The organism is Mariprofundus ferrinatatus (genome assembly GCF_002795825.1).
GTDB lineage: Bacteria > Pseudomonadota > Zetaproteobacteria > Mariprofundales > Mariprofundaceae > Mariprofundus > Mariprofundus ferrinatatus.
This window is the reverse complement of the sequence record NZ_CP018800.1, coordinates 1,619,368-1,643,064: the sequence shown is the minus strand read 5'-3', so window position 1 is coordinate 1,643,064 and position 23,697 is coordinate 1,619,368. Positions and strand designations below refer to the sequence as shown.

The 23,697-nt window shown below is 54.7% G+C and carries 21 protein-coding genes; 13 read left to right on the top strand and 8 right to left on the bottom strand.

Going from position 1 to position 23,697, the window contains the following annotated elements:
• The first annotated feature begins 71 nt into the window (after positions 1-71).
• Entirely contained in the window at positions 72-539 is a 468-nt protein-coding gene (locus tag Ga0123462_RS07945; protein ID WP_100265819.1) for a MarR family winged helix-turn-helix transcriptional regulator, read from the top strand.
• A gap of 73 nt (positions 540-612) precedes the next feature.
• Here Ga0123462_RS07945 and efp read toward each other — a convergent pair whose 3' ends face one another.
• Positions 613-1,173 carry an elongation factor P gene (gene efp, locus Ga0123462_RS07940; RefSeq protein ID WP_100265818.1) on the bottom strand — a complete coding sequence of 187 codons (561 nt, stop codon included), beginning with the start codon at positions 1,171-1,173 and terminating at the stop codon, positions 613-615.
• Positions 1,174-1,354: 181 nt separating this feature from the next.
• Here efp and Ga0123462_RS07935 point away from each other — a divergent pair, with 181 nt between their 5' ends.
• Positions 1,355-2,170 carry a hypothetical protein gene (locus Ga0123462_RS07935; protein ID WP_157821316.1) on the top strand — a complete coding sequence of 272 codons (816 nt, stop codon included), beginning with the start codon at positions 1,355-1,357 and terminating at the stop codon, positions 2,168-2,170.
• On the opposite strand, the gene purT is transcribed toward Ga0123462_RS07935, so the two are convergent.
• Positions 2,167-3,360 (bottom strand): formate-dependent phosphoribosylglycinamide formyltransferase, encoded by a 1,194-nt coding sequence (purT, locus tag Ga0123462_RS07930; RefSeq protein ID WP_100265816.1) that lies wholly within the window; start codon positions 3,358-3,360, stop codon positions 2,167-2,169. The genes Ga0123462_RS07935 and purT overlap by 4 nt on opposite strands.
• A 169-nt stretch (positions 3,361-3,529) precedes the next feature.
• On the opposite strand from purT, the gene dapA reads away from it, so the two are divergent.
• The 7 genes from dapA to Ga0123462_RS07895 all read left to right on the top strand — a co-directional run bounded on the left by dapA (position 3,530) and on the right by Ga0123462_RS07895 (position 13,498).
• Positions 3,530-4,423, top strand: a complete 894-nt coding sequence (gene dapA, locus Ga0123462_RS07925; protein WP_100265815.1) for a 4-hydroxy-tetrahydrodipicolinate synthase — start codon at positions 3,530-3,532, stop codon at positions 4,421-4,423.
• Positions 4,424-4,436: 13 nt separating this feature from the next.
• The gene (locus Ga0123462_RS07920; RefSeq protein ID WP_100265814.1) at positions 4,437-5,768 is read left to right on the top strand and encodes an ATP-binding protein; all 1,332 of its coding nucleotides are present in this window, start codon (positions 4,437-4,439) and stop codon (positions 5,766-5,768) included.
• Positions 5,769-5,789: 21 nt separating this feature from the next.
• Complete coding sequence (locus Ga0123462_RS07915; RefSeq protein WP_100265813.1) at positions 5,790-7,205, top strand: sigma-54-dependent transcriptional regulator; 1,416 nt, start codon at positions 5,790-5,792, stop codon at positions 7,203-7,205.
• Between the two features lie 5 nt (positions 7,206-7,210).
• On the top strand, positions 7,211-7,612 hold the full coding sequence (locus Ga0123462_RS07910) for a hypothetical protein (RefSeq protein WP_232726406.1): 402 nt from the start codon (positions 7,211-7,213) through the stop codon (positions 7,610-7,612).
• A 47-nt stretch (positions 7,613-7,659) separates the two neighbouring features.
• Positions 7,660-10,314 carry an ABC transporter substrate-binding protein gene (locus tag Ga0123462_RS07905; protein WP_100265812.1) on the top strand — a complete coding sequence of 885 codons (2,655 nt, stop codon included), beginning with the start codon at positions 7,660-7,662 and terminating at the stop codon, positions 10,312-10,314.
• Between the two features lie 69 nt (positions 10,315-10,383).
• Positions 10,384-12,990: an ATP-dependent chaperone ClpB gene (clpB, locus tag Ga0123462_RS07900; protein WP_100265811.1), complete on the top strand. Its 2,607-nt coding sequence runs from the start codon at positions 10,384-10,386 to the stop codon at positions 12,988-12,990.
• Positions 12,991-13,129: 139 nt separating this feature from the next.
• Positions 13,130-13,498 carry a c-type cytochrome gene (locus tag Ga0123462_RS07895; RefSeq protein ID WP_100265810.1) on the top strand — a complete coding sequence of 123 codons (369 nt, stop codon included), beginning with the start codon at positions 13,130-13,132 and terminating at the stop codon, positions 13,496-13,498.
• Between the two features lie 318 nt (positions 13,499-13,816).
• Here Ga0123462_RS07895 and Ga0123462_RS07890 read toward each other — a convergent pair whose 3' ends face one another.
• From Ga0123462_RS07890 to Ga0123462_RS07865, 6 genes are read right to left on the bottom strand one after another with little or no spacing between them, the layout of a single operon-like run.
• Positions 13,817-14,305 (bottom strand): DUF2846 domain-containing protein, encoded by a 489-nt coding sequence (locus tag Ga0123462_RS07890; RefSeq protein WP_100265809.1) that lies wholly within the window; start codon positions 14,303-14,305, stop codon positions 13,817-13,819.
• Positions 14,306-14,327: 22 nt separating this feature from the next.
• On the bottom strand, positions 14,328-16,022 hold the full coding sequence (locus tag Ga0123462_RS07885) for an AMP-binding protein (protein ID WP_100265808.1): 1,695 nt from the start codon (positions 16,020-16,022) through the stop codon (positions 14,328-14,330).
• Positions 16,019-16,939: a thiamine pyrophosphate-dependent enzyme gene (locus Ga0123462_RS07880; protein ID WP_100265807.1), complete on the bottom strand. Its 921-nt coding sequence runs from the start codon at positions 16,937-16,939 to the stop codon at positions 16,019-16,021. Before Ga0123462_RS07880 ends, Ga0123462_RS07885 begins: the two co-directional genes overlap by 4 nt.
• Complete coding sequence (locus tag Ga0123462_RS07875; RefSeq protein ID WP_100265806.1) at positions 16,936-18,177, bottom strand: pyruvate synthase; 1,242 nt, start codon at positions 18,175-18,177, stop codon at positions 16,936-16,938. The genes Ga0123462_RS07880 and Ga0123462_RS07875 overlap by 4 nt, the downstream gene beginning before the upstream one ends.
• Positions 18,174-19,106, bottom strand: a complete 933-nt coding sequence (locus tag Ga0123462_RS07870) for a 2-oxoacid:acceptor oxidoreductase family protein (RefSeq protein WP_157821315.1) — start codon at positions 19,104-19,106, stop codon at positions 18,174-18,176. Before Ga0123462_RS07870 ends, Ga0123462_RS07875 begins: the two co-directional genes overlap by 4 nt.
• 11 nt (positions 19,107-19,117) lie before the next feature.
• Entirely contained in the window at positions 19,118-20,251 is a 1,134-nt protein-coding gene (locus Ga0123462_RS07865) for a Glu/Leu/Phe/Val family dehydrogenase (RefSeq protein ID WP_198507320.1), read from the bottom strand.
• A gap of 99 nt (positions 20,252-20,350) precedes the next feature.
• Here Ga0123462_RS07865 and Ga0123462_RS07860 point away from each other — a divergent pair, with 99 nt between their 5' ends.
• The 4 genes from Ga0123462_RS07860 (at position 20,351) to Ga0123462_RS07845 (ending at position 23,685) form a co-directional block, all read left to right on the top strand.
• On the top strand, positions 20,351-21,562 hold the full coding sequence (locus Ga0123462_RS07860; protein WP_100265804.1) for a threonine ammonia-lyase: 1,212 nt from the start codon (positions 20,351-20,353) through the stop codon (positions 21,560-21,562).
• A gap of 117 nt (positions 21,563-21,679) precedes the next feature.
• Positions 21,680-21,892: a DUF2934 domain-containing protein gene (locus Ga0123462_RS07855; RefSeq protein WP_100265803.1), complete on the top strand. Its 213-nt coding sequence runs from the start codon at positions 21,680-21,682 to the stop codon at positions 21,890-21,892.
• A 65-nt stretch (positions 21,893-21,957) separates the two neighbouring features.
• Positions 21,958-22,440, top strand: a complete 483-nt coding sequence (locus Ga0123462_RS07850; protein WP_100265802.1) for a cytochrome c — start codon at positions 21,958-21,960, stop codon at positions 22,438-22,440.
• Positions 22,441-22,734: 294 nt separating this feature from the next.
• On the top strand, positions 22,735-23,685 hold the full coding sequence (locus Ga0123462_RS07845; RefSeq protein WP_100265801.1) for a YbgA family protein: 951 nt from the start codon (positions 22,735-22,737) through the stop codon (positions 23,683-23,685).
• Positions 23,686-23,697: the final 12 nt, after the last annotated feature.

Below are 23,697 nucleotides of genomic sequence, written 5' to 3'. Positions count from 1 at the left end.
ATGAATGCTTGGTAAAAAATTGATGATGTCAACTGTTGGCAAGGTCAACCTTTTTTGATTATGGTTCAGGGATGGGTATTGAAATGCCAAAACGGTTTGAAGATGGATTGGGATACCTTATTCATCATCTGATGTATGCGCTGCGCCAGAGGCTGGCCGAGCAGTGCGCTGCGTCCGGTTACCCTATTACCGCCGATGAACTGGCTCTGCTGATGATTGTTTATCAGTCCGGTGACAGGTCAGGTCTTTCTCAGAAGGAGCTGGGAGACACGCTGGCCAAGGATAAGGCAGTGATCACGCGACTTATCAACAGTCTTAGTAGCAAGGATCTGGTGGTTCGCAGCAGTGATGAGAAAGATCGCCGAGTCATGCGCGTCTGCCTGACCAAGGTGGGAAAAAAGGCGGCAGAGACGTTGCATCCGGGCCTTATTGATATACTCAGTCAGGCTTATAGCGGCATCAGCCAGGAGGAGTTCATGCTTGCCCGTGATGTGCTCGGTCGCATGCTTAAGAACGTCAGGGAAAGTTCCTGCAAATAAGCGGTTTCTGCACAAAAAAACGCGGCCCTCTTCAGGGCCGCGCTTATCTTTTCAAGTATGTTGTGAATTTCGATCAGGCGCGTTCGACGAATTCACCTGTTTCGGTATTAACTTTCACGCGAGTGCCCGATTCCAGATACGGCGGCACCATGATTGAGGCTCCGGTTTCCAGACGTCCAGGTTTGTAGGAGCTGGTAGCAGTCTGTCCCTTCAGTGCCGCATCGCACTCGATAACTTCGAGAACCACGGTCTGCGGTAACTTTACATTCAGGGGGCGATCTTCATGAAACTCGACCTGAACCATCATCTCAGGCAGCAGGTAGGCAAGCGCATCTTCCAGGATCTCTGAATTCAGTGTGATCTGGTCGTAGGTCTCCATATCCATGAAATGGTAGTCATCGCCATCTGCGTAGAGGTACTGCATATCCCGCTGGCTGAGCACGGCGCGCTCAACACGTTCGCTCGAGTTAAAGCGCTTGTTGGTTTTGGTGCCGGTTTCGACATTGCGCATCTCAAGCTGCATGCAGGCCACGCCTTTACCCGGAGTGACATGGGTGGCTTTCATTACGCGCCAGAGACCGTTGTCGATTTCGAGAATATTGCCGACTCTTACGCTGGTTACATTCATCTGCATGGGTACTTCCTCGTTGTTGCTCTGCTGAGTCGCGATCAGTCAGAGTCAAACTCTCTTGTGAAATGGGGCGGGACAATAGCTATTTGCATCATTTCCGGCAACAATTCGCAGCAGGCCACTTCTGGCCGTTGCAGGGAGTCATCATGGTTTTCCATCAAATTCAATCTGTGCAGATGAGCCAGTGAGCCGTTCCCATACGCTTCAGGAGGCGATGGATGATTTTGTGCAGGCTCGGTCTTCGCACTTTTCCATCGACTCTTCCGTGCACTCCTATGAGGAGCAGTGCATGGAGATGCTGTCGCAGTATCTGATCCACTACTCCGATCTGTTTCAGGACACTGAATTCAGCGATGAGGCTGACTTTGCCGAATGGGAAGAGGGGCTGGAGCAGCATATGGCCGACCTGCTCGAAGGTGATGTCGAGCCATCGAGCGACCTTGGCATGCTGCCACTGGATGCGCTTGACCCTGAGCACCTGCGCGATTTTCTCGGCTGGTTCGCCGTGCGCGAGTCGAGCAATGCCGAGCTGATTCAGGCCTTTGCCAATGTGCTGCAGGCATGGATCAAGTTTATATATCAGCGAGGCTGGTTCAGTCACGATGAGTACCGTACTTTTCATGAAGAGCTTGCCGAAGTGGCTCCGGATGCAGTTCGGGTGGCGCGCCTTTCCCGGGTGCTGTTTCATTTTGTCCGAACCGGCGGTGGCGTCTCTCCGCGCCTGCGCGGTAAGCGCTTCTCCCGCTTTGTTGAGGGGCATGGGCGCATCGTCGAGGTTAATTCGAAATCGATTGTTTTCGACTTTGATAACATGAATGAGAAGATCGGCCCTGTTCTCCTGCCGCAGGTCATACTCGAGATGATCGAGGAGGGCGACGTCTTCGATGTCGAACTGGGGCTGCGCGATGACAGCTGGGTGATTGTCGATGTCGGCCCGGTCTATCCTGCATCCGTCTATGTCGAGGTGGAGGAGTATCAGGGGTTGGAGAAGATCTCCTAGTAGATAAGCCGGATAGTATCCGCGATCCGGCGCGCTTTTGCCCTTGCGGCCTCAATGCTCTCATCCCTGGCAAGGGTAACGGCCATGCGTCGCTTGCCGTTCAGCCCCGGTTTCCCGAACAGCCGCAGTTGAGTGTCGGGCTCGGCCAGTGCTGTACCAAGATTCCCGAACGCGAGCAAGTCAGACTCTCCTTCCGCGACAATAGCATATGAGGCGGATGGGCCGTGCTGTGCAATATTCGGGATCGCCAGTCCAAGGATGGCGCGTACATGCAGTGCAAATTCGGAAATATCCTGGGAGATCATGGTTACCATGCCGGTATCATGCGGCCTGGGTGACACCTCACTGAACCAGACCCGGTCTCCTTTGATGAACAGCTCTACCCCGAACAGGCCGAAACCGCCCAGGTTTTCAGTAATGAGATGGCCGATCCTCTGGGCTTCGGCCAGCGCGGTGTCGCTCATCGCTTGCGGCTGCCACGACTCCCGGTAATCGCCATCAATCTGGGTATGACCAATCGGATCACAGAAAGAGGTGCCTCCGGTATGACGGATGGTGAGCAGGGTGATTTCATAATCGAAATCGACGAAGCCTTCGATAATCACTTTGCCGCGTCCGGCCCTTCCTCCTTCCTGAGCATAAATCCAGGCTGCAGCAATATCTGCTTCGCTACGAATCAGGCTCTGCCCTTTACCTGATGAACTCATTATCGGTTTGACGATACAGGGCATACCTATTGCTGCAACAGCCAACCTGAACTCCTCCTCACTGGCTGCAAAGCGATAGGAGGAGGTGGGTAGCCCCAGCTCTTCTGCAGCAAGGCGACGAATGCCTTCGCGATTCATGGTCAGGTTGGCGGCGCGTGCCGAAGGGATAACTGTAAAACCCTCATCCTCGAGTTCAATCAGTGTGGCGGTGGCAATCGCTTCCACCTCAGGAATAATAAAATGCGGCTGCTCGCTTTCGATCAACGAACGTAAGGCTGTTGCATCGAGCATGTCGATCACATGGCTGCGGTGTGCCACCTGCATGGCCGGAGCATTGGCATAACGGTCTACAGCGATCACCTCGATCCCGAAGCGCTGCAGTTCGATCGCAACCTCTTTGCCAAGCTCACCCGACCCAAGCAGCAGGGCGCGCCTGGCAGTGGATGAGAGAGGGGTTCCGATGGTGATTGATGAAGTAGGCATGGGGGCTCCAGGTTTGCAGTTCTGAGGGGCGTTGTTTGGCGGCTCGTCCTCGGGGGCGAATATATCTCCTTTCTCGAACAGATGAAGCGGTTATAGTTCAGGCAGATTGAGATGACCCCTGTCAACAGTGCGCGGTGTGCACTCAGGGGGTCATAATTCGGAGGCAGGCATGTTCCATGGTACGATGACCGCACTGGTCACACCATTCTCGAACGGAAACATTGATGAAGAGGCGTTTCGCGAGCATCTGGAACGGCAGATTGAATCCGGTGTTAATGGTCTGATTCCTGCCGGCACAACCGGTGAAGCGGCCACGCTCTCATTCGATGAGCACAAGCAGGTGATTCGTATTGCGGTAGAACAGGCGGCCGGCCGCGTGCCGGTGATTGCGGGAACAGGTAGCAACAATACGGCTGAATCGATTGAACTGACGGCTGCCGCAAAGGCGATTGGAGCCGATGCAGCGCTGCTGATCTCCCCCTATTACAACAAGCCGACCCAGGAGGGTATCTACTGCCACTACAAGGCGGTAGCCGATGCTGTGCATCTGCCGCAACTGGTTTACAATGTTCCAGGACGCACCAACTCCAATATTTTACCGGAAACTGTCGGCAGACTTTCCCATATTGCCAATATTGTCGGTATCAAGGATGCCACGGCGAACATGGAGCAACTTGCCCAGACCTTGGCTGCCTGTAACGATCGCATTGAATTCTATTCAGGAGACGATGCATCTGTGTTGCCGTTCATGGCAATGGGCGGCAAAGGGGTGATCTCGGTTGTCTCCAATATTGCGCCCAGGACGATGCTGGCTGTGACCGATGCCATGCGCGCGGGCGATCTGGCACGCGCTCGTGCTGCTCAGTTTGCCATGTGCGAACTTAATCGCATGCTCTTCGTGCAGTCCAATCCGATTCCGGTGAAGGCTGCTTGTGCTGCACTCGGCTGGATGCGCGGTGAAATGCGCCTGCCACTGTTGCCGATGAGTGGTGAACCGCGCGATAATCTATACCGGGTAATGGAATCTTTTGAATTCGAAGGCGAACGGCTGGAGCTTGCTTAAAACCGAGGCTTCAATGTCTCGCCTTCGCCTGATCTTCAGCTTCAGGCGGCTGGTACACTCCTTCGCCTATTTCGGCGCCACGCTGGCGGCGATTGCGGTTTTCGTGCTGGTGCTGATGCTGGCCGAATCGGCCGTATATCTGAGTACGGGACAGCCGGTTTCGGTCTGGGCGATGGTGATTGCGGCTGTTGCTGCCGCTTTCGGTTTCGCACCGCTTGTGCAGTCGATGCAGCGTGTACTCGACCGTCTCTTCTTCCGCCACCAGCTCGACACGCTGGCTGCAATCAGGCAGCTGGGGGCGGGCGACCTTGCCCAGTTGCCCCTGCAGGATATCGAAACAGCACTTCTGGAGCGCATCTGCAGCGTGAGTCATCGCCGTTATGCCGCACTTGATGAGCGCAACAGGCCCGATGGTGGCTGGTACACCTTTCCTGCCACCGCGCCGCTGATTGATCACCAACCTGAGGATGGTACGCATAAGGATTATGATCTCTGCCTGAAACTGCCTGATGCCAGCGGCGAGGCCTATCTCTGGCTGGGGCCGAGGCTGGATGGCTGGCCAATGGACAGCGAGGAGCGGGCGAGCCTGGAAAGTCTGGCGAAATTCTCTGCCGTGAGTCTGGAACATGCACGCCTGACGCACCAGCAGGCTGAGGCTGCCAGGCTTGATTCGCTTTCGCGTATTACCAAACAGCTGCACTCTCACGATATGAAGAACCGCCTGCACGACCTTTCGTTTCTGGCCCATCACCTTGGATCCGGCAAGCTTGATGAGGAGGATGTGGTGCGCATGCTGACAGCGATCCGCAAAGTGACCGGCAGGATGCAGACGCTGATGCAACGCATGAATGATCCCAACGCGCCGGTCGACCTTGCTATTGCTCCGATCGATCTTGTTGCCCTGCTCAAAAGAAGTGTGCGGGATCGCCTCTGGCCAGAATCCATCACCATTGCAGCGCACTACGAAGTGCTCCCGGCTGTGGCCGGGGATGCCGATCAGCTGCAGGGCGTTTTCGAGAACCTCTACGATAATGCTGTGCAGTCGATGCAGCGGCAAGGGGAGGTTCGTATTGAGACACGCGTGGTGAAAAATGAACAGGGTGAAGATGTGGCCGAGGTCAGGGTGAGCGACCAGGGCTGCGGCATGAGTAAGGATTTCCTGAATAACAGGCTGTTCAGGCTGTTTGCCACAAGCAAGAGCAATGGCCTTGGTGTGGGGCTCTATCTTTCACGCCGGATAGTCAATGCCCATGGTGGAAACATTGCGGCAGAAAGTGATGGGCCGGGCAAAGGTTCCACCTTTTTCGTACGTCTGCCACTGTGGCAGGATCAGCTTGCAGAATAGGTGACAAATGGAGAATCGGATATGAAGCAAACGGTGCTGGTTGTAGATGATAACGATATCAATCGGCTGAATCTTAAACTGCTGTTGAAAGAGTCCTACCAGATTCTCGAGGCGGGTGATCTGGAGGTAGCGGACAGCATGCTCTCTGGAAACCGGGTTGATCTGGTGGTACTTGATCTTGCTCTTCCTCCCGAACCTGACAATCCGGAGATCGGCATGGGTTATCTGCAGCGACTCAGAAAAGAGAGTCCCGATACGCCGGTGGTTGTCATTACCGGCCACGATGAACGCTCGTTTGCCTTGCGTGCCCAGAAAATGGGAGCGCTGGATTTTTTCGGCAAACCGTTCGATCCTGATGAGGTAAAGGCCACCATTGATCGAAGCATGGAGGCACGCTGGAAGGCAATGCGCGAGCAGGAGATGGAGCGCGCGCTGCAGAGCCAGCTCAACACCGAACTGCTCGGAGAGTCCGGGGAGATGTGTGAGCTCAGGCAGTTGATCGAACAGGTGGCCTCGGCACCTTCGACCGTGCTGATCAGGGGGGAGACCGGTACAGGCAAGGAGCTTATTGCCCGCACACTGCATGCTGCAAGCAGCCGTGCAGAGCAGCCCTTTATTGCCATCAACTGTGCAGCCATGAGCGCCGACCTTCTGGAGAGCGAACTGTTCGGATATGAGATGGGTGCTTTTGCCGGTGCCGGTAAGCGTAAACTGGGCTGGTTTGAACGAGCCAGTGGCGGCACGCTTTTCCTCGATGAGGTGGCAGGGTTGCCGCTGCCTGTTCAGGCCAAACTGCTGCGGGTGCTTGAAACCGGCGAGTTTTCACGACTGGGTGGCGATGCAATGCTGCGTTCGGATGTGCGCCTGATCTGTTCGACCCGTGAAGACCTGGAGCGCAAAGTCTCCGATGGCTCATTTCGGGATGATCTCTACTACCGTATTCATGTGGTAGAGATTGTGGTGCCGCCGTTGCGTGAGCATCTCGACGATCTGCCGAAACTTGCCGATGCAATCCTGCTGCGTAAGGCGGCCATGTGCGGTAAGCGTATGGAGGGGTTCAGCGAGGATGTGATAGAACAGTTTTCCCGTTACAGCTGGCCCGGCAACGTACGCGAACTGGAAAATGTGATTGAACGTGCCGTGGTGCTTGCGGCCGGTGATGTGGTTGAATCAATCCCGTCACTGGTCGGTCCGCAATTTGTGGCCTCAGATGATATCGATCCTTTGCAACTCTGGTTTCAGCAGCTTCCCGAGAGTGGTATCAAGGCTGAAAAGGCGGTTGCAGAGTTTGAGCGCCAGCTTGTTGAGGCGGCGCTTGAGCGTAACCACCATATCAAGGCGAGGGCAGGGCGCTGGCTTGGGTTTGGCGAGCGGGCGAAGGACAAGATGCGCTACCTCTGTGATAAGTATGATATCGATGTGCAGGAGGGTTTATGAGGGCCATGTTCCGGCACCTTCTGGCAGGGCTGATCGGCCTCTTTGTTGTTTGGCAGGTGGATATTACGCATGCGAACGAATCGGACTATCTTTACTATCGCGATGCCAATGTTCCGCCATTTCAGAAGTCGCGAGAATTCTTTGATATGCCGGACCGCCCCGGAATCTACGAGGTCACCATGGTTTCAGATACCGTTGGGCCGCTCACCTTCAGGGTTGTACGGGTGCATGGTGACAAAGAGGAGACCCAGCAGCAGAGCCGCAGCTACAAGATTGGCGCGCATGAGTTTCAGGCTCGCTTCAACAATCCGAGTGGTGCGGATGATCTGATTGTCGAGATTGCCAACTCCAACCCGGCAGCTGTTGCCAAGGTTGCTGTTTTTGTCGTAGAGCTTCCCAAGCACTGATTAGATTGGGTTTGCCCTCTCTGTTCACAGCCTTTAACCTGTTTCCCATGCGTCTGTTATATCCCGTTATAGCACTGTTGTTCCTGCTGCAGTTTTTCCCCGTAGTGATCTCCGCTCATGAGGGTGATCTGGCGCCGGTGAAGCTGCACCTGAAATGGAAACATCAGTTTCAGTTTGCAGGTTACTATGCCGCGATTGAGAAGGGTTTTTATGCCGATGAAGGGTTACATGTCGAGCTGATTGAGGGAGGTCCAGACAAGTCTCCGACAGCGGCCCTGTTGTCAGGTGATGTGGAATTTGCTGTTGGCAACGCCAGCGCAGTGCTGGATCGATCAGAGAGCAAGCCAGTTGTCATTCTTGCCTCCGTTTTTCAACATACGGCTCAGGTAATCTACACCCGTCCCGAAATCAGCTCCCTCAAAGATCTGAAGGGCAAGAAAATAGTCATGCTTCAAAACGGACGGCGTGAACTGGAAGCTTATGCCCTGTTGAAGAAATTTAACATTCACAGATCGGACTTCATTAGCCTGCCGGCCGGCAGTGCAGAAGATCTCGTCTCTGGAAAGATCGATGCATGGCCGGGATACAGCAGTAACGAGGCGTTCCTTTTTACCCAGCGCAAGGTGCCGTTTCGTATGTTCAGGCCGCAGGACTTTGGCATGGATATTTACGGAGATACGCTGCTGACTACTGAATCGGTAATCAACAACCAGCCAGAGCAGGCAGACGCTTTCTATCGCGCCACGATCAAAGGGTGGGAGTATGCGCTGGGGCACGTCGATGAAATGATCGAGTTGATCAGGGCAAAGTATGATACCCAGAAGAGATCGCATGAATACCTGAAATTCGAGGCCGATATCATCATTGGCCTGGTTGATGCGGATTTGATCCCAGTTGGTTTTTCAAACATAAAGCGCTGGCAGCATATAGCAGATCTGTTTGAAGAGATGGGCTACCCGGTTGCCGGGGTCGATTGGGATAAATTTATTTATCGCCCTCAGCCGCCGTTGGCGCATTTACTGAATAACCACCTTTATCCCTACCGGTTCTGGATAGGTATCGGGCTGCTGCTGCTGCTGATTATGATCCTCTTCACCTATAACCGGCAACTTCATCGTGGCATTCGAAAGCGGACGCATGAACTCGAGGAGCTCTCGACCGAGTTCAGGGAAATTCTCGATCATATGCAGGATGCTTACTACCGTGCCGATCTGGATGGAAAACTGATTTGGGTGTCAGCTTCGGCTGAACGACAGCTGGGCTACAGGCGCGACGCGATGATCGGCAGGATCCTGGATGATTTCTATTATGAAAAGGGTAGCCGGGAGAGGTATTTGCAGGCGCTCGAGGATAGTGGAGGTAGGCTCAGCCACTATGAGATATGCCTGAAACATAAAGATGGCTCCCGCTTTTGGGCAGAGGTGAACTCCCACTACTGGCATGATGGTGAGGGTGAGCTTGCCGGTGTCGAGGGCAACGTCCGTGATATCAACGAGCGTAAAAGGGCACAGCAGGAGAGCGAGGAGCTAACCGGCCAGCTGCAGCAGGCACAGAAGATGGAGAGTATCGGCGTGCTTGCCGGAGGCATTGCACACGATTTCAACAATCTGCTGGTAGGTGTCATGGGCAATGCCGAACTTGCCCTGCTTGATGCACCTGAAAATGGAGATATGCGCCACTATCTGCAGCAGATATTCAAGGCATCGAGCAAGGGGGCTGATCTGGTAAGGCAGATGCTTGCCTATTCCGGCCAGGGTCGCTTTACGATGGGGGAGCAGAATCTCAACGCAGTGATTCGAGAGGTGTCGGAGCTGTTGAGCACAGTGATTGGAAGAAAGATTACTCTGAATATGGAGTTTCAAGACGGGCTGCCCAAGCTGCAGGGCGACCGTAACCAGCTGACACAGATGCTGATGAATCTGATGACCAACGCTGCCGAATCCATGGAGGGGAAAACCGGAACGGTGACACTGAGAACCGGTGTACAATACCTGACTGCGTCTGATTTTTCTCGCGTCTATCTCAAGGATGATCTGAAGGATGGAGAGTACATCTTTGTTGAAGTTCAGGATAGTGGCTGCGGCATGGACAGTAATACCCAGAAGCTGATTTTTGACCCTTTCTTTACTACCAAAGAGACCGGAAGCGGGCTTGGACTGGCAGCACTTCTCGGGATCGTGAGAAGCCATGGTGGAGCTTTGATGCTGAAGAGTGAAGTGGGTGCGGGTTCCTGTTTCACGATCTATTTCCCGGCCCTTGCCACGACCGCGATAACAGATGCAGAGGAGGCTCATCTGCCGGGGAGCGAGCTTCCCGGGCAGTTGCAGGGAACAGTGTTGGTGGTGGATGATGAGGAGTCGGTGAGCGATGTTGCGAGAAGAATTCTTGAACGCGAAGGGTTGAATGTGATCTCTGCCGCTAATGGGGAGGCGGGCCTGGAGCAGTTCAACAAACATGCCGATGAGATTTCATTGGTGCTGCTTGATCTGACCATGCCTGTGCTGGACGGTGAGCAGACCTTCCGCATGATGCATGCAGTGCATCCCGAGATCCCCGTACTGCTGAGCAGCGGCTTTTCAGAAACTGAGGCTGTTTCCCGATTGCAGCAGCAGGGGTTGGCAGGTTTTGTGCGTAAGCCCTATACCCGTAATGCGCTGTTGCATGCAGTCGTTGAAGCCAGAGCCAAAGCAACATCCTCCTGAAACCTTGGAAATCAGTTCCTCGGGCCCTATAGAGATATTAATCGATTTGTTACGAGCAGGAGTTGATGTATGGATATGAACAGGATGACACAAAAGGTGAGCGAAGCGATCGCCTCTGCCCAGACGCTGGCTACCCGGCTGTCTCATCAGGAGGTGGATGGTGAGCACCTGCTGGCAGAACTGCTTTCACAAGCCGATGGTCTGGCACCTCGCCTGATCGAACAGATCGGCACTTCAGTCGACCTTGTCAAATCCAAGGTGGAAGCATCACTCTCCAGGCGACCGAAGGTGACGCTTGGCGCCACCCAGGCCAACACACTCTATGTGACCCATCGTCTTCAGCAGCTGTTTATCCACGCTGAGAGTGAGGCGAAGCAGCTCCAGGATGAGTATATCTCGGTGGAGCACCTGCTTCTCGCATTTATCGAGGAGGGGAGCAAAAGCGATGCCGGCAGGATTTTTAAAGAAACGGGGATCACGCGCGACTCTTTCATGAAAGCGCTGGAGAAGGTTCGTGGTCATCAGCGCGTTACCAGTGATGCCCCCGAGTCACAGTACGATGCACTGAAAAAGTACGGCAGCGATCTTGTTGAACTGGCCAAACGCGGCAAGCTTGATCCGGTGATCGGTCGCGATAGCGAGATCCGTTCGGTGATCCGCATTCTGTCACGCAAAACCAAGAACAACCCGGTGCTGATCGGCGAGCCAGGTGTGGGAAAAACGGCAATTGCCGAGGGGTTGGCGCAGCGCATTGTTTCCGGCGATGTGCCGGAAGGGCTTAAGGACCGCAATCTTTTCTCACTCGATATGGCTGCCCTGATGGCCGGTGCCAAATACCGCGGTGAGTTCGAAGAGCGGTTGAAGGCGGTGCTCAAGGAGATCAAGGAGTCGGAGGGGCGCACGCTGCTCTTTATCGACGAGTTGCATACGATCGTTGGCGCGGGCAAGACCGAGGGAAGTTCTGACGCGGGCAATATGCTCAAACCGATGTTGGCCAGAGGCGAGCTCCACTGTATCGGGGCAACGACGCTGGACGAGTATCGCAGATATATCGAGAAGGATGCAGCACTTGAGCGCCGCTTCCAGCCAATCATTGTTGATGCACCCAATGTTGAAGACACGATCTCAATTCTGCGTGGCCTGCGCGAACGTTTCGAGCTGCATCACGGTGTACATATCGCCGATGCCTCCCTGGTTGCGGCGGCCACCCTCTCAGATCGCTATATCTCCGACCGGTTCCTGCCCGATAAAGCGATCGACCTGGTCGATGAGGCGTGCGCATCAATCCGCACCGAGATGGACTCGATGCCCGCTGAACTGGATGAGATTACCCGTAAAACCATGCGTCTGGAGATTGAGGAGACCGCACTTAAGAAAGAGAAGGATGCCTCAAGCCTTGAGCGGCTGAAACAGCTGCGCAAGGAACTTGCCGACCTTCAGGATCGTCGCGATGTGATGCGCGCGCAGTGGGAGAAGGAGAAGGGGGCGATCGGACGTGTTCAGGAACTGCGGGAGAAGATCGATAAAACCCGTTTAGAGATTGAGGCGGCCGAGCGCAAATACGAACTGGAGAAGGTGGCGAGCCTTCGTTACGGCACATTGCCGGAGCTGGAGAAGGAGCTGTCTGAGGTGGAGAAGCAGGCCAGCGATCATCGCAGCCTGTTGCGTGAAGAGGTGAGCGAGGAGGAGATCGCCCAGGTGGTGGCTCGCTGGACCGGTATTCCGGTCACACGGCTGCTGGAGGGAGAGCGCGATAAACTGCTCAGGCTGGAGTCGCTGCTGCACGAGCGGGTAATCGGTCAGGATGAGGCGGTAAAAGCGGTGGCAGATGCCGTGCTGCGTGCCCGTGCAGGCATTCGGGACCGACAGCGGCCGATCGGATCATTCCTCTTTCTCGGCCCCACAGGCGTGGGTAAAACCGAACTGGCCCGTACCCTGGCGCGCTCCCTGTTCGATGCCGAGTCGAACATGGTGCGAATTGATATGTCCGAATATATGGAGAAACACACGGTATCCCGACTGGTTGGCGCACCTCCGGGTTATATCGGGTTTGAAGAGGGGGGGCAGCTGACCGAAGCGGTACGGCGCAAGCCTTATTGCGTGTTGCTGCTCGATGAGGTGGAGAAGGCGCATCCGGATGTGTTCAATATCCTGTTGCAACTGCTCGATGATGGACGCCTGACTGATAGCCATGGCCGTACGGTCAACTTCCAGAACACCATTGTGATCATGACCAGCAATATCGGCTCCCAGTACCTGCTCGATGGTATCGATGTGCATGGAAATATCAGTGAATCGGCTCGCGCGGAGGTGATGGGGGCGCTGCGCAGCCACTTCCGTCCCGAGTTTCTTAATCGCGTCGATGATACGGTGCTCTTCCAGCCACTGGGTGAAGCAGCCATTGCAGAGGTCGTGGGACTGTTTCTGGGTGAGTTGAGGGGGCGGCTTCATGATCAACAGGTTGAGCTCGAGGTAACCGATGCCGCTGTGGCATGGCTGGTCAGCGAAGGTTACGACCCTGTTTACGGGGCCAGGCCTTTGAAACGCTTTATCCAGCAGCAGCTGGAAACACCCGTTGCCCGACTGCTGATCGCAGGCGAGGTAATGCCGGGAGGCTCTATCGTGGTGGATGCGGATTCTGCCGGGATAAAGGTGAGCAATACCATTTCAGGATAATTTGGAGGCGAAAAACCTGTGAGTTCCCCCACAGGGGGGAGAATTTTCGACTGCCTATCTTTTTTAGACGACTTAGGGTTGACACCATGAGGCGGCATGCGTAGCAAGTCATCTCCAAATTCGAGAGGAGGATTTTTTCATGAAAAAAGCACTGATGATCGCAGCTGCAGCTGCATTCGCAATGGGCGCAATGGCAGCATCTGCCGATGCGAGCGCACTGGGCAAATGTAAGGCTTGCCACAACCTGGATTCTGCTGACAAGAAAGTTGGCCCAGGCCTGAAAGGTATTGCCGGCGGCAAGCAGGGCGCTCTGGAAGGCTTCAAGTATGGTTCATACCTGAAGGCTCAGAACGCTGCTGGCGGAGTATGGGATGACGCAGCTCTGGAAGCATGGGTTTGCGGTTCCAAGGACGTAGCTAAGGCTGCCGGTGGCAAGTCCAAGATGCCTAACCAGAAGGTTTGCGGCGACGATGCCAAGGCTGCTGTTGCTGAGCTGAAAGCTCTGTAATAGGTCTTAACCTAAATCAAAGCGGCCCATGTTTTCATGGGCCGCTTTTTTTATGCCTGCTATTAGAGACGATATACAAAAACAAGACCGGACGCTTTTCGAAGGGGAGGGGAGGGGAAAGGCGCCCGGTCCGTGCTTCTCAGCAAGAAGAGAGTGAAGCACTGTTGCCAGTTATCCAGTGAGCAAATCCTGTGCTGTTACGATTATAGACCACTTTTCCCATCGTGGATAGGAGAAAATGGAAATTATGCTGATCAAGTTGGCAACTGTTGCTTTTGCCTCGGATAATCGAAGCGGGAGAAGCACAGTTAAGCGGCTTTAGTACTGCTTCGGATTGGTGAGCAGCTCAATGATCGGTTTCGAATACCCCATCTTGGACAGCTCTTTTAGTGCAATATCCTGATCAATTGCATCCACGAAATTGGTGTCAGGTGCGAACAGCTTGCAGATGCGGTGATACTTGATGTAGTAGGTGTTACCCGCTTCGAATTCAAATATCTCTCTACCCTGGTCGAACTGCGTGTAACGGGTCAGCATATTCTTGATCTCTATGACATACATGCCGGGTGTGGCCTGCACATGGGTGTAGGCGTTATTGCCGAGCGTGGCGACATCCTCGCCATTGGCCAGGAAATAGAGCGGGTCGGTCAGGTTGCAGAGATCGGCAGGGCGGTAAAGGATCACCAGCGCCTTGCTCTGATCGCTTAATGCTACCGGCTTGAACTTCTCACCGAGTGAAATACAGCCTGCAGTGAAGAGGATAAGACCGATGATAACGGCTCGGGAGATGAGGCGACTACCACTCATATGACGTAATATCCTCCACGTTTCATCTTTGTTCAAGTGATTCCATCATGGCTTCACGCATGCGGAACTTCTGCAGTTTGCCGGTTACGGTGATCGGGAACGCATCCACAAAGCGGATATAGTGAGGCACCTTGAAGTGTGCCAACTGTTCCCGGCAGAAACAGCGCAATTCATCCTCGCGCATCACTTCCCCTGCATGGAGCTCAACCCAGGCGGCCACCTCTTCACCATAGAAGTCATCAGGAACCCCGAATACGGCGACTTCGGCCACCTTCGGGTGTGAAAAGATCACATCCTCGATTTCGCGCGGATAGATGTTCTCCCCGCCGCGGATAATCATCTCTTTCAATCGCCCGGTGATGCGGAGATAGCCATCCGCATCCATCGTGCCGAGATCGCCGGAGTGCAGCCACCCTGCACCATCAATTGTTTTAGCCGTAGCCTCATGGTCGCCGTAGTAGCCCTGCATGATGTGGTAGCCACGGAAACAGATCTCACCGACTTCACCGATCGGCTGTATTGCACCGCTCTCTGTATCGATAACTTTGACCTCCTGATGCGGCAGGTTAACGCCTACTGTTTCGGTGCGCCGATCAATGCTGTCCTCCGGGTGGGTCAGATGGGTTAGTGGCGAGGCCTCAGTCTGGCCGTAGCCGATCAGGATCTCATTGCAGTGCATCTCTTCAATCACCCTTCGCATCAGTACCGGTGGGCAGGGGGCGCCGGCCATGATGCCGGTCCTCAGGCTTGTCAGGTTAAACTGTCTGAATGCGGGATGCTCCAGTTCGGCGATAAACATTGTCGGCACACCGTGCAGTGCTGTGCAGCGTTCCTGATCAACGGCTTTGAGCACAAGTTCAGCATCGAAATGTTCGCACGGGATCACCGCACAAGCCCCGACGGAGAGGCAGAGCAGGTTGGCTAGCACCATGCCGAAGCAGTGGTAGAAGGGAACAGGTATGGCCAGGCGATCGGCTTCGGTGAAATGCATGGCGCGAGCAGAGAACCAGGCATTGTTAAGAATGTTGTGATGGCTCAGGACGACCGCCTTGGGGAAGCCGGTCGTGCCTGAGGTATACTGGATGTTGATCGCGTCATCGATATCGAGACTCGCGGTGGCCTCATCAAGCCGGGCCGGCTCAATTTTCTCTCCGGCGGCGAGAACCTTCCGCCATGTGCTGAAACCGGTGCAGGGAGGCTGTGTGGCTTCAGGATTCATCGGATCATAGAGCACCACATGCCGCATGTTCGGAAATTTTTCGCAGCCAAACTCGTCTGCAGACAACCTCTCCAGTTCGGGAATAAGATCTGTCAGCATCGATACGTAATCACTCTTTCTGAACGATGGAATGGTGAAGATGGCTGAAAGCTCAGAGTGCCCGATGGCGTAGGCAAGTTCATTCGGACGGTAGGCGGGATTGATGTTGACCAGCACTGCACCGATGCGGGCGGTGGCCATCTGCAGTTGCAGCCACTCGATATTGTTGGTGGCCCATATGCCGACACGCTCCCCCCGTCTAATGCCGATGCCGAGCAGGCCGAGCGCCAGCCTGTCGACCTCTTTGCCCAGTTCAGTGTAGGTCAGGCGCCGCTGCTGCGGAAGCGATACCACCGCCTCGCGATCACCAAAGCGGGCAACAATGCTTGCAAAGTGTTCCGGAATTGTTACCCCCAGCAGGGGCATATCGCCGCCGCGGTGAAAATAACTGTGCTTCATGAGGTCTCGATCTGCTTCCAGTAGCTGTCAATACGCTGCTGGATCTCTGCAAGCAGCTTCTCGTTGCGGCTGGGGCGGAAGAGGTGAGCAAAGCGCGTCTGCCGTTCCAGATACGCCTCTACCGGCAGACGTTTGCGCACTACCTTGGTATGTACGACTTTGCCATCGACATACTCCTTCAGTGGCCAGATACCTGTTTTAACAGCCAGTTCACCGATCTCCACACTCTCCTGCGGATCAAATCCCCATCCGGTCGGACAGGGGGAGAGGGCAGTAATCAGTTTCGGCCCCTTCAGTTGCGTTGCCCTCTCGACCTTGCGTGCCAGGTCGAGAGGCTCAGCCCCGATCACTGTTGCGGCATAGGCCGGACGACCTGCAATCCAGATGTCGAAGATCGACTTCTTGTAACCAGGGTAACCGCGAGGGCCGGTGCTTGTGGAGGTTCTGGCACCATGTGGCGTCGCCTCTGAATACTGCTGGCCAGTATTGCCGTAACCCTCGTTATCGTAGCAGAGGTAGATGAAATCCAGCCCGCGTTCGATGGCGCCCGAGGTGGCGGAGAGGCCCATGCCGTAGGCGCTGCCATCACCGGTCAGTACCACTGTGGTGAGGTCATCACTTTTCTCCATGCGTCCCTGCTCTAACAGGATGTCGAGCGCATCGCGAACCCCCTGTGCGCCGGCAGGCGCGCTGGCCATGGCGGTGTAGAGCCATGAGCCGCGAAACGGTGTGAAGGGGTAGATGGCAAGCAGGGTCATGCAGCCTGCTGCATTGATGAATACCGTCTTCTCACCGAGGATATCATAGAGCTGGTGAATTACCTCCAGGCCGCCGCAGCCGGCACAGGCCGGGGTGCCGCTGCCGAACAGGTGGGTGGAGGGGATATCTTTCAGTCGCTTAAAGCGCTGTTCACTCAATGGTTACCTCCTGTGCGCTCGACATGGGCGATCGTCTGCAGCTTTTCGATCTGTTTTAACTCATCCTCACTGTAGAGCAGGCGTGGCGGTGGTGTTACGCCCGAGTCGACTGCACTCTTCAGTATGGTGGCAATCTCGAAAAACTCCTCGCTGCTGATGTCGCGCCCGCCAAGTCCTCCGATAAAGCTGGCTACGACAGGGGGCATGTCGGGTCGACCGTAGAGCGCGGATGTAAGTTCGCTATAGAGGACGCCGCCGCTTCCCATTGAAATATTCTGATCGATCACCGCCACGCCCTGTTTGCCGCGCAGCAGCGATCGGATTGCCTCAGCCGGATAGGGACGAAGCAGGCGGGGACGAAGCAGGCCGATCTTCCACCCAGCCTCGCGCAGACGGTCGACCGCAGCTTTCGCTTTGGTGGCAAAGCAGCCGATCATTACAAAGGCCATGTCTGCATCCTCTGTCCTGTATGCTTCCACGGCAGGGTAATCCCGCCCGAAAAGTGTATTGAATTCGGCCGCGATCTCTTCAAAGCCCTGCACTGCCTGCATGGCGGCCAGATGCGTTTCGTAGCGGAAGTAGGAGTAGGGGGAGCCCCCGAGCACGGCCATCGCCTGGCTGGTGGGGGCACTTGCACGGAAACGTACATTTTCAGCATCATAATCGCCGACAAAGGCGGCTGCCGCATCAGGATCGGGAATCTCCACCGGTTCGCGGGTGAAGGAGAGGTAGAAGCCATCAAGGTTGACGATCACCGGCAACCGCACCTGGCTCGATTCGCCCAGGCGGTAGGCAATCAGTACCGCATCGAGCACCTCCTGGCAGGTGGCGCAGTGAATCTGCAGAAAACCACAATCCCTTGCCGCCATGATGTCGTTGTGATCAGGCTCGAGGGTGATGGGTGCAGCCAGGCCGCGCGACACATTGACCAGTACGAACGGAGCGCGCCAGCCAGCCACGGTATAGAGCATCTCCATGCCGTAGAGCAGCCCCTGACTCGAGGTTGCAGAGAAGACACGCACACCGGTTGCGGCAGCCGCACCCGCAGCGGTGATCATTGAGTGCTCCGAATCGAGAGTCACCAGTCGGCCAGGCATGGCGCCATGGTCGATCCAGTCGGAAAGGGTTTCGATAATCTCGGTCTGCGGTGTGATCGGGAAGGCCGGGATGTAAGCGGCTCGCGCCAGCCTTGCGCCCCAGGCGGCAGCTCCGTTGCCGGTCAGCAGGGTTCGCTTCACGATTTCTCTTCCTCCGGTTTCGATTTGGCCGTCGATTCCGCAATCGCCGAAATGGCATGAGAGGGGCACTGGGCAAGGCAGACAAGACAGCCCTTGCAGTGGTCATAATCGATCTGCGGCTCTCCAAGTTCGGAGACGTTGATGACTCCGTCGGGACAGAAGCTGCTGCAGATCCACCAGCAGCGCTTGCACTGCTCCGGATCGATCATCGGACGCATCGTCCGCCACAGTCCGGTATTGACCAGTACGCTGGTGGCGCCTGCATGTATGGCGGGGGCCGAGATACGCGCCGCTTCGAACGGCATATCGACCCATGCCGGAGCTTTGTAACTGGCGAATGCCACATCGTCACTGCCTGAGACAATGCCATGGTAGCGGGATACCTGTTTATAGCTTTCAAATGCGTTGTGAAGGTTTTTCTTGATGGTCTCAGAAGCCATATCTTCAAGTTCCTGCCTGATCGCTCTATCCAACCCGTCTTTGGAGATCAGCCCGGTCAGCTGTGCGGCAGCGGCCGCGCAGATGGTGCCGAGATAGGGTAGTGCACTGCGATCGGCTTCACTTTCGCCTGCCGCGATGACAATGATGGTGCTCTCCAGATTCAGTCTTTTTCCCCAGGTTTCTGCATCGATACTGCTGTAGATCAGCAACACCGTGTGGCTGTCAATGCCCTGCAGGATACCTGCTGCAGGCATGCCGATAAGGGAGTCATCAGCTACGGCAACGAGATCGGGGCGGGATATGATGCCACGCTCATAGATCGGTTCTTTGTCTGCACGCACATAGGCGAAGATCGGTGCTCCGCGTCTCTCGGCGCCGTAACGTTGGGCATCCTGAACCTCGAATCCGGCATTGAAGAGGGCGGTGCCGAGGATACGGCTTGCCGTTTTTATTCCCTGACCACCCCTGCCATGGAAACGGATGCGCAACACGGGCTGCTCTAGATGAATCCAGGCGCACTGGAGAATGTGTTATAACGGCGGAAGCCCATCACCTTGTGAATGCGCTTAAGTGCCAGTTCCACAGCCGCCTGCCGGGGCAGGATCTTCTGAGCACGTGCAGCCTCCAGTACCTGTTCTGTATTGCGGCGTACTTTCTCCTCGATTGCAGCGAACACCACCGACTCGCTTGCACCGCGGTACTCCATCGCGGCACAGATCACGCCCCCTGCGTTGGCGATGAAGTCGGGAACGATCAGAACACCTTTTTCGTGCAGCCGGCGCTCAGCATCAGTGGTAACCGGGATATTGGCACCCTGTACCATCAGCTTTGTGTTTAGCCGTTCGACATTGTCGGAATTGATGACATCGGGACGGGCTGCCGGAATCCAGATATCGCACTCGATATCGATCACATCATCGCGGCCAAGCGATTCCCCGCCGATATATTCGGAAACAGAGTGACCTGCCTTTTTCAGTTCAAGCAGGCCATCCAGATCGAGTCCCTGCCTGTTACTGACAGCACCGTGGGAATCGGCAACGGCAACAATGCGGGCACCTTTCTCAGCCAGATAGCGGGCGGCATGTCTGCCGACAGCACCAAAGCCCTGAATCACCACGCGGGCATCCTCAATATTGAAGGCGCAGTAGTTGAGTGCCACATCGGTGGCATGGCTCAGCCCCCAGCCTGTGGCCCCGATCTGGTCAAGCGGGATGCCGCCAAGCTCACGCGGCAGACCGACCACACGCCCGATCTCATCGCGCACCCAGGCCATGCACTCCTCATCGGTGCCCATGTCGGGCGCGAAGATGTAATCCTCTTCATAACGCAACGAACTGGCCATGGCGCGCAGCAGTTTCTCTTTTCTCTTTTTCGGCATCTTGGGGTCGCCCACCAAAACGGCCTTGCCGCCGCCGTGGGGGAGTCCGGCGGCGGCGTTTTTCATGGTCATGGCACGGGCAAGGCGGACACACTCTTGGATGGTGACATCCCTGGCCATGCGTACGCCACCGATTGAAGGGCCGGCGGCGACATTGTCGACTACCAGAATACCCTTCAGTCCGAGCAATGGTTCATAGACATGGATGATTTTGGCGGGGCCAAGGTCATCACCCAGTTTGAACAGTTCCTTCATAGATTCGCCTCTCAGTCGATGAAATGACTTAACAGCATGGCTTTCATTACTAATAATAGCATACCTTCGACATCTTTGTGCGGAGGGAGGGGTATATCTATGACCATATCGATAGCGGATATCAGAGAGGCGGCAGAGCTTATTCAAGGCGTTACGGTTGACACCCCATGCACCCGTTCCCGACTGCTTTCCAAGAGATGTGCTGCCGATATTGTGCTGAAGTTCGAGAATCACCAGTTCACCGCATCGTTCAAGGATCGTGGTGCGCTGGTGAAACTGCTTTCGCTCAGTGAGTCCGAAAAGCAGCAGGGTGTCATTGCCATGAGTGCTGGCAACCATGCACAGGCCGTAGCCTACCATGCCAGCAGGCTCGGTATTCCCGCCACGATCGTGATGCCTGCCCATACGCCACACCTCAAGGTGAAGAACACCCGCGCCTTCGGTGCCGATGTGATCCTCTTCGGTGACGGTTTGAAGGAGGCGCGTCAGCGGGCCGAGGAAATGGCCGCCGAGTCGGGGCTCACCATGATCCACCCCTATGATGATTTGAAGATTATGGCGGGACAGGGAACGGTTGCTGTTGAGATGCTTGAATCATTTCCAGATCTTGAAATGCTGGTTGTGCCGATAGGTGGAGGCGGGTTGATATCAGGAGTTGCAGTCGCTGCTAAAGCAATCAATCCGGAAATCAGGATTATCGGTGTGCAGACAGAGCGCTTCCCCGCCATGAAGCAGGCGCTGGCGGGTAACCCTGTTGAGTGCGGTAGCCGTACAATCGCTGAAGGTATTGCCGTAAAAACTCCGGGAAGGCATACACTTCCGATTGTTCGTGAGCTGGTGGATGAGATTCTGCTGGTGGATGAGGATCTGATCGAAGCGGCGGTTGAGATGCTGCTCGAGGTCGAGAAGAGTGTTGTCGAGGGGGCTGGAGCAGCGGGGCTGGCAGCAGTGCTGGCGCATAAAAACAGGTTTCAGGGCAGACGTGTCGGGCTGATTCTCTCAGGCGGCAATATCGACATGTTTACCCTCTCTTCCGTCATCCAGCGGGGACTGGTGCGCTCAGGCTCTCTGGTACGGATTTCCGTCGATATTCCTGATGAACCGGATGCACTTGCCAGAATTACAGCACTGTTCGGCAGAGAGAATGCCAATATTGTTCAGGTCTATCACCAGCGCGATTTTACCCACCTGTCCATTCGCCAGGTGCGGGCCGAATTTCTGCTGCAGGTGCTCGGCAGAGCCCATCTGGATGAGCTGCTCGAACTGTTGGTTGCCGAAGGCTACGAGGCAACCGTTCACGGCTCTGAGTAATATGGGCTCCATTGTTTTCTGCGCCACAGTATTTGAAATTCTCTGCTATAATGAATCTGTAATTTGAACGCAGTATCGGGACGTTCAGTTTAACACCAGATCAGGCTGGAGGAGAAGATGCCCATACCGAGCCCGTTTTTCCTGCGTAACTGTTCGGCTGCACTCGAGAAGAGGTCTGTCGAGGAGTTACATGAAATGATTGAGGTTGCGGCCTACTTCCTTGCCGAGAAGCGGGGCTTTGAGGGTGATCACCGGTTATATGATTGGCTGGAGGCAGAAAAGATGATCTGCCACATTTATGGTGAGGGGCGATGCCAAAGCGAGATGTGAAACTCATGGGATCTGGATGGAAGAGCGGATGGTTTCCAGCTGACCAGTGATGGAGGAGGAGAGCGATGCGAAAACTTGTGGCAACAACAGTGATTCTGTTTGCTGGCTGTCTGATGGCGGCATGTGCTTCCGAGCCCGCGCCCAAGGCGGAGTTGAAGAATATGGGTGATGCCGATACGCATGCGGTATCCGACCAGGTGATCAGGGCAGTCATGCAGAATATGAAGTCCAAAGCCATAGAGAACGAAGAACTGGTATTTAACAGTGAAGAGGAGAAAGAGCGCTATTTCCGTGAGGCGTTCGATGTTGCCAATTCGGTGCAATCATCTGCTGATTTCATCACAGGCATTGGTGAGCGCCTGGAGTTAACCCGTCAGGAACAGCTGGAGTTTTCCAGGCTTGCCTACCAACTCAGCCAGCAGGCAGGTGAAGTCAGGAAGCTTGCCGTTTCAGAGAAAGCCAATGCGGTGCGCAACAAGATGAATCAGATGATCGGCACCTGTAACAGCTGCCATGATCGTTTCAGGGTGATGCCTGCTGCTGAGTGAGTGTAAGCAATATGCACTAGCTAGAAGTTAAGCCAATAGACTTATTTCCTTAAAAGACAAAGGGCCTGCAGTGATCAGCTGCGAGCCCTTTATTTATTTGGTTGCGGGAGCCGGTTTTGACCAGCTTTTACTGGAACGTGGTTGCTTTAGCAGGGTGATTCTCAGGCTGGAATTTCCATAAATACCTTATCAACCGACAGGGTGAATTGGTTGGCAGCTTTGGAGCCGTGTGAAGCTTGGGAATTCTAAGCTGGAACGTGCTATTATAAGAGTACTGAAAGGGGGATAGTCAGTATGGGTATTAAGCCGAAAGTAGTAGTTAGTCGTTGTCTGGGATTTGAAGCTTGCCGATACAATGCTCAATCAATTCAGGATGATTTCGTGAACAGAATAAAGCCGTTTGTTGATCTGACAACGATCTGCCCTGAAGCAGATATAGGGTTAGGAACGCCACGGCAGCCGGTGCGGCTCGTCCAAATACAAGGGCAGGTGAGAATGATACAGCCAGCTACAGGTAACGATGTGACTGATGCCATGCGCGACTATATTAGCGAGCAGTTACCTAAGTTTAGCAATGTGGATGGGTTTATCATGAAGGGCAGGTCACCATCATGTGGGCCATCAGTGGTAAAGGTATATTGCAGCAGCCAAAAAGGTTCATCGGCGATAAAAGGTGTTGGCTTGGTTGCTCATGCAGTGAAGGAAAAGCTCCCTTTTATTGCAATGGAAGATGAGGGGCGGTTAAAAAATTTCCATCTTCGGGAAGCATTCCTGATGCGACTCTATGCTCTGGCCCGGTTGCGCGAACTTCTTACCGCACCTTCAATAATGGCATTAACTGAATTCCACGCCAGGCATAAGTTGCTGCTGATGTGTTATCATCAGGAGAATATGCGACTGTGCGGCCGTATAGCAAGCAATGGGGATAAAGAGTCGTTATCAATAGTCATGCACAAATATGCTGAGAACTTTCGGAAAGCATTGCAGAGGGAACCTAGCCAAAAAAATATTATCAACGCTCTTTACCATGGATATGGCTGGATTTCTGATGAATTGAAATCGGAAGAAAAGAAAATGTTTGTTGATGCTATCGAGGAGTATCGGGATGACCGCATCACTCTGGCGACGTTGCAGCACCTTCTCAAATCGTACGTTATTCGGTTTGATCACATGTACCTTGGCTCTCAATATTTTCTGGATCCTTACCCGAGAGGGTTGTGTGATCTTTCAAACTCTGGACATTAAGGGATATCGCCT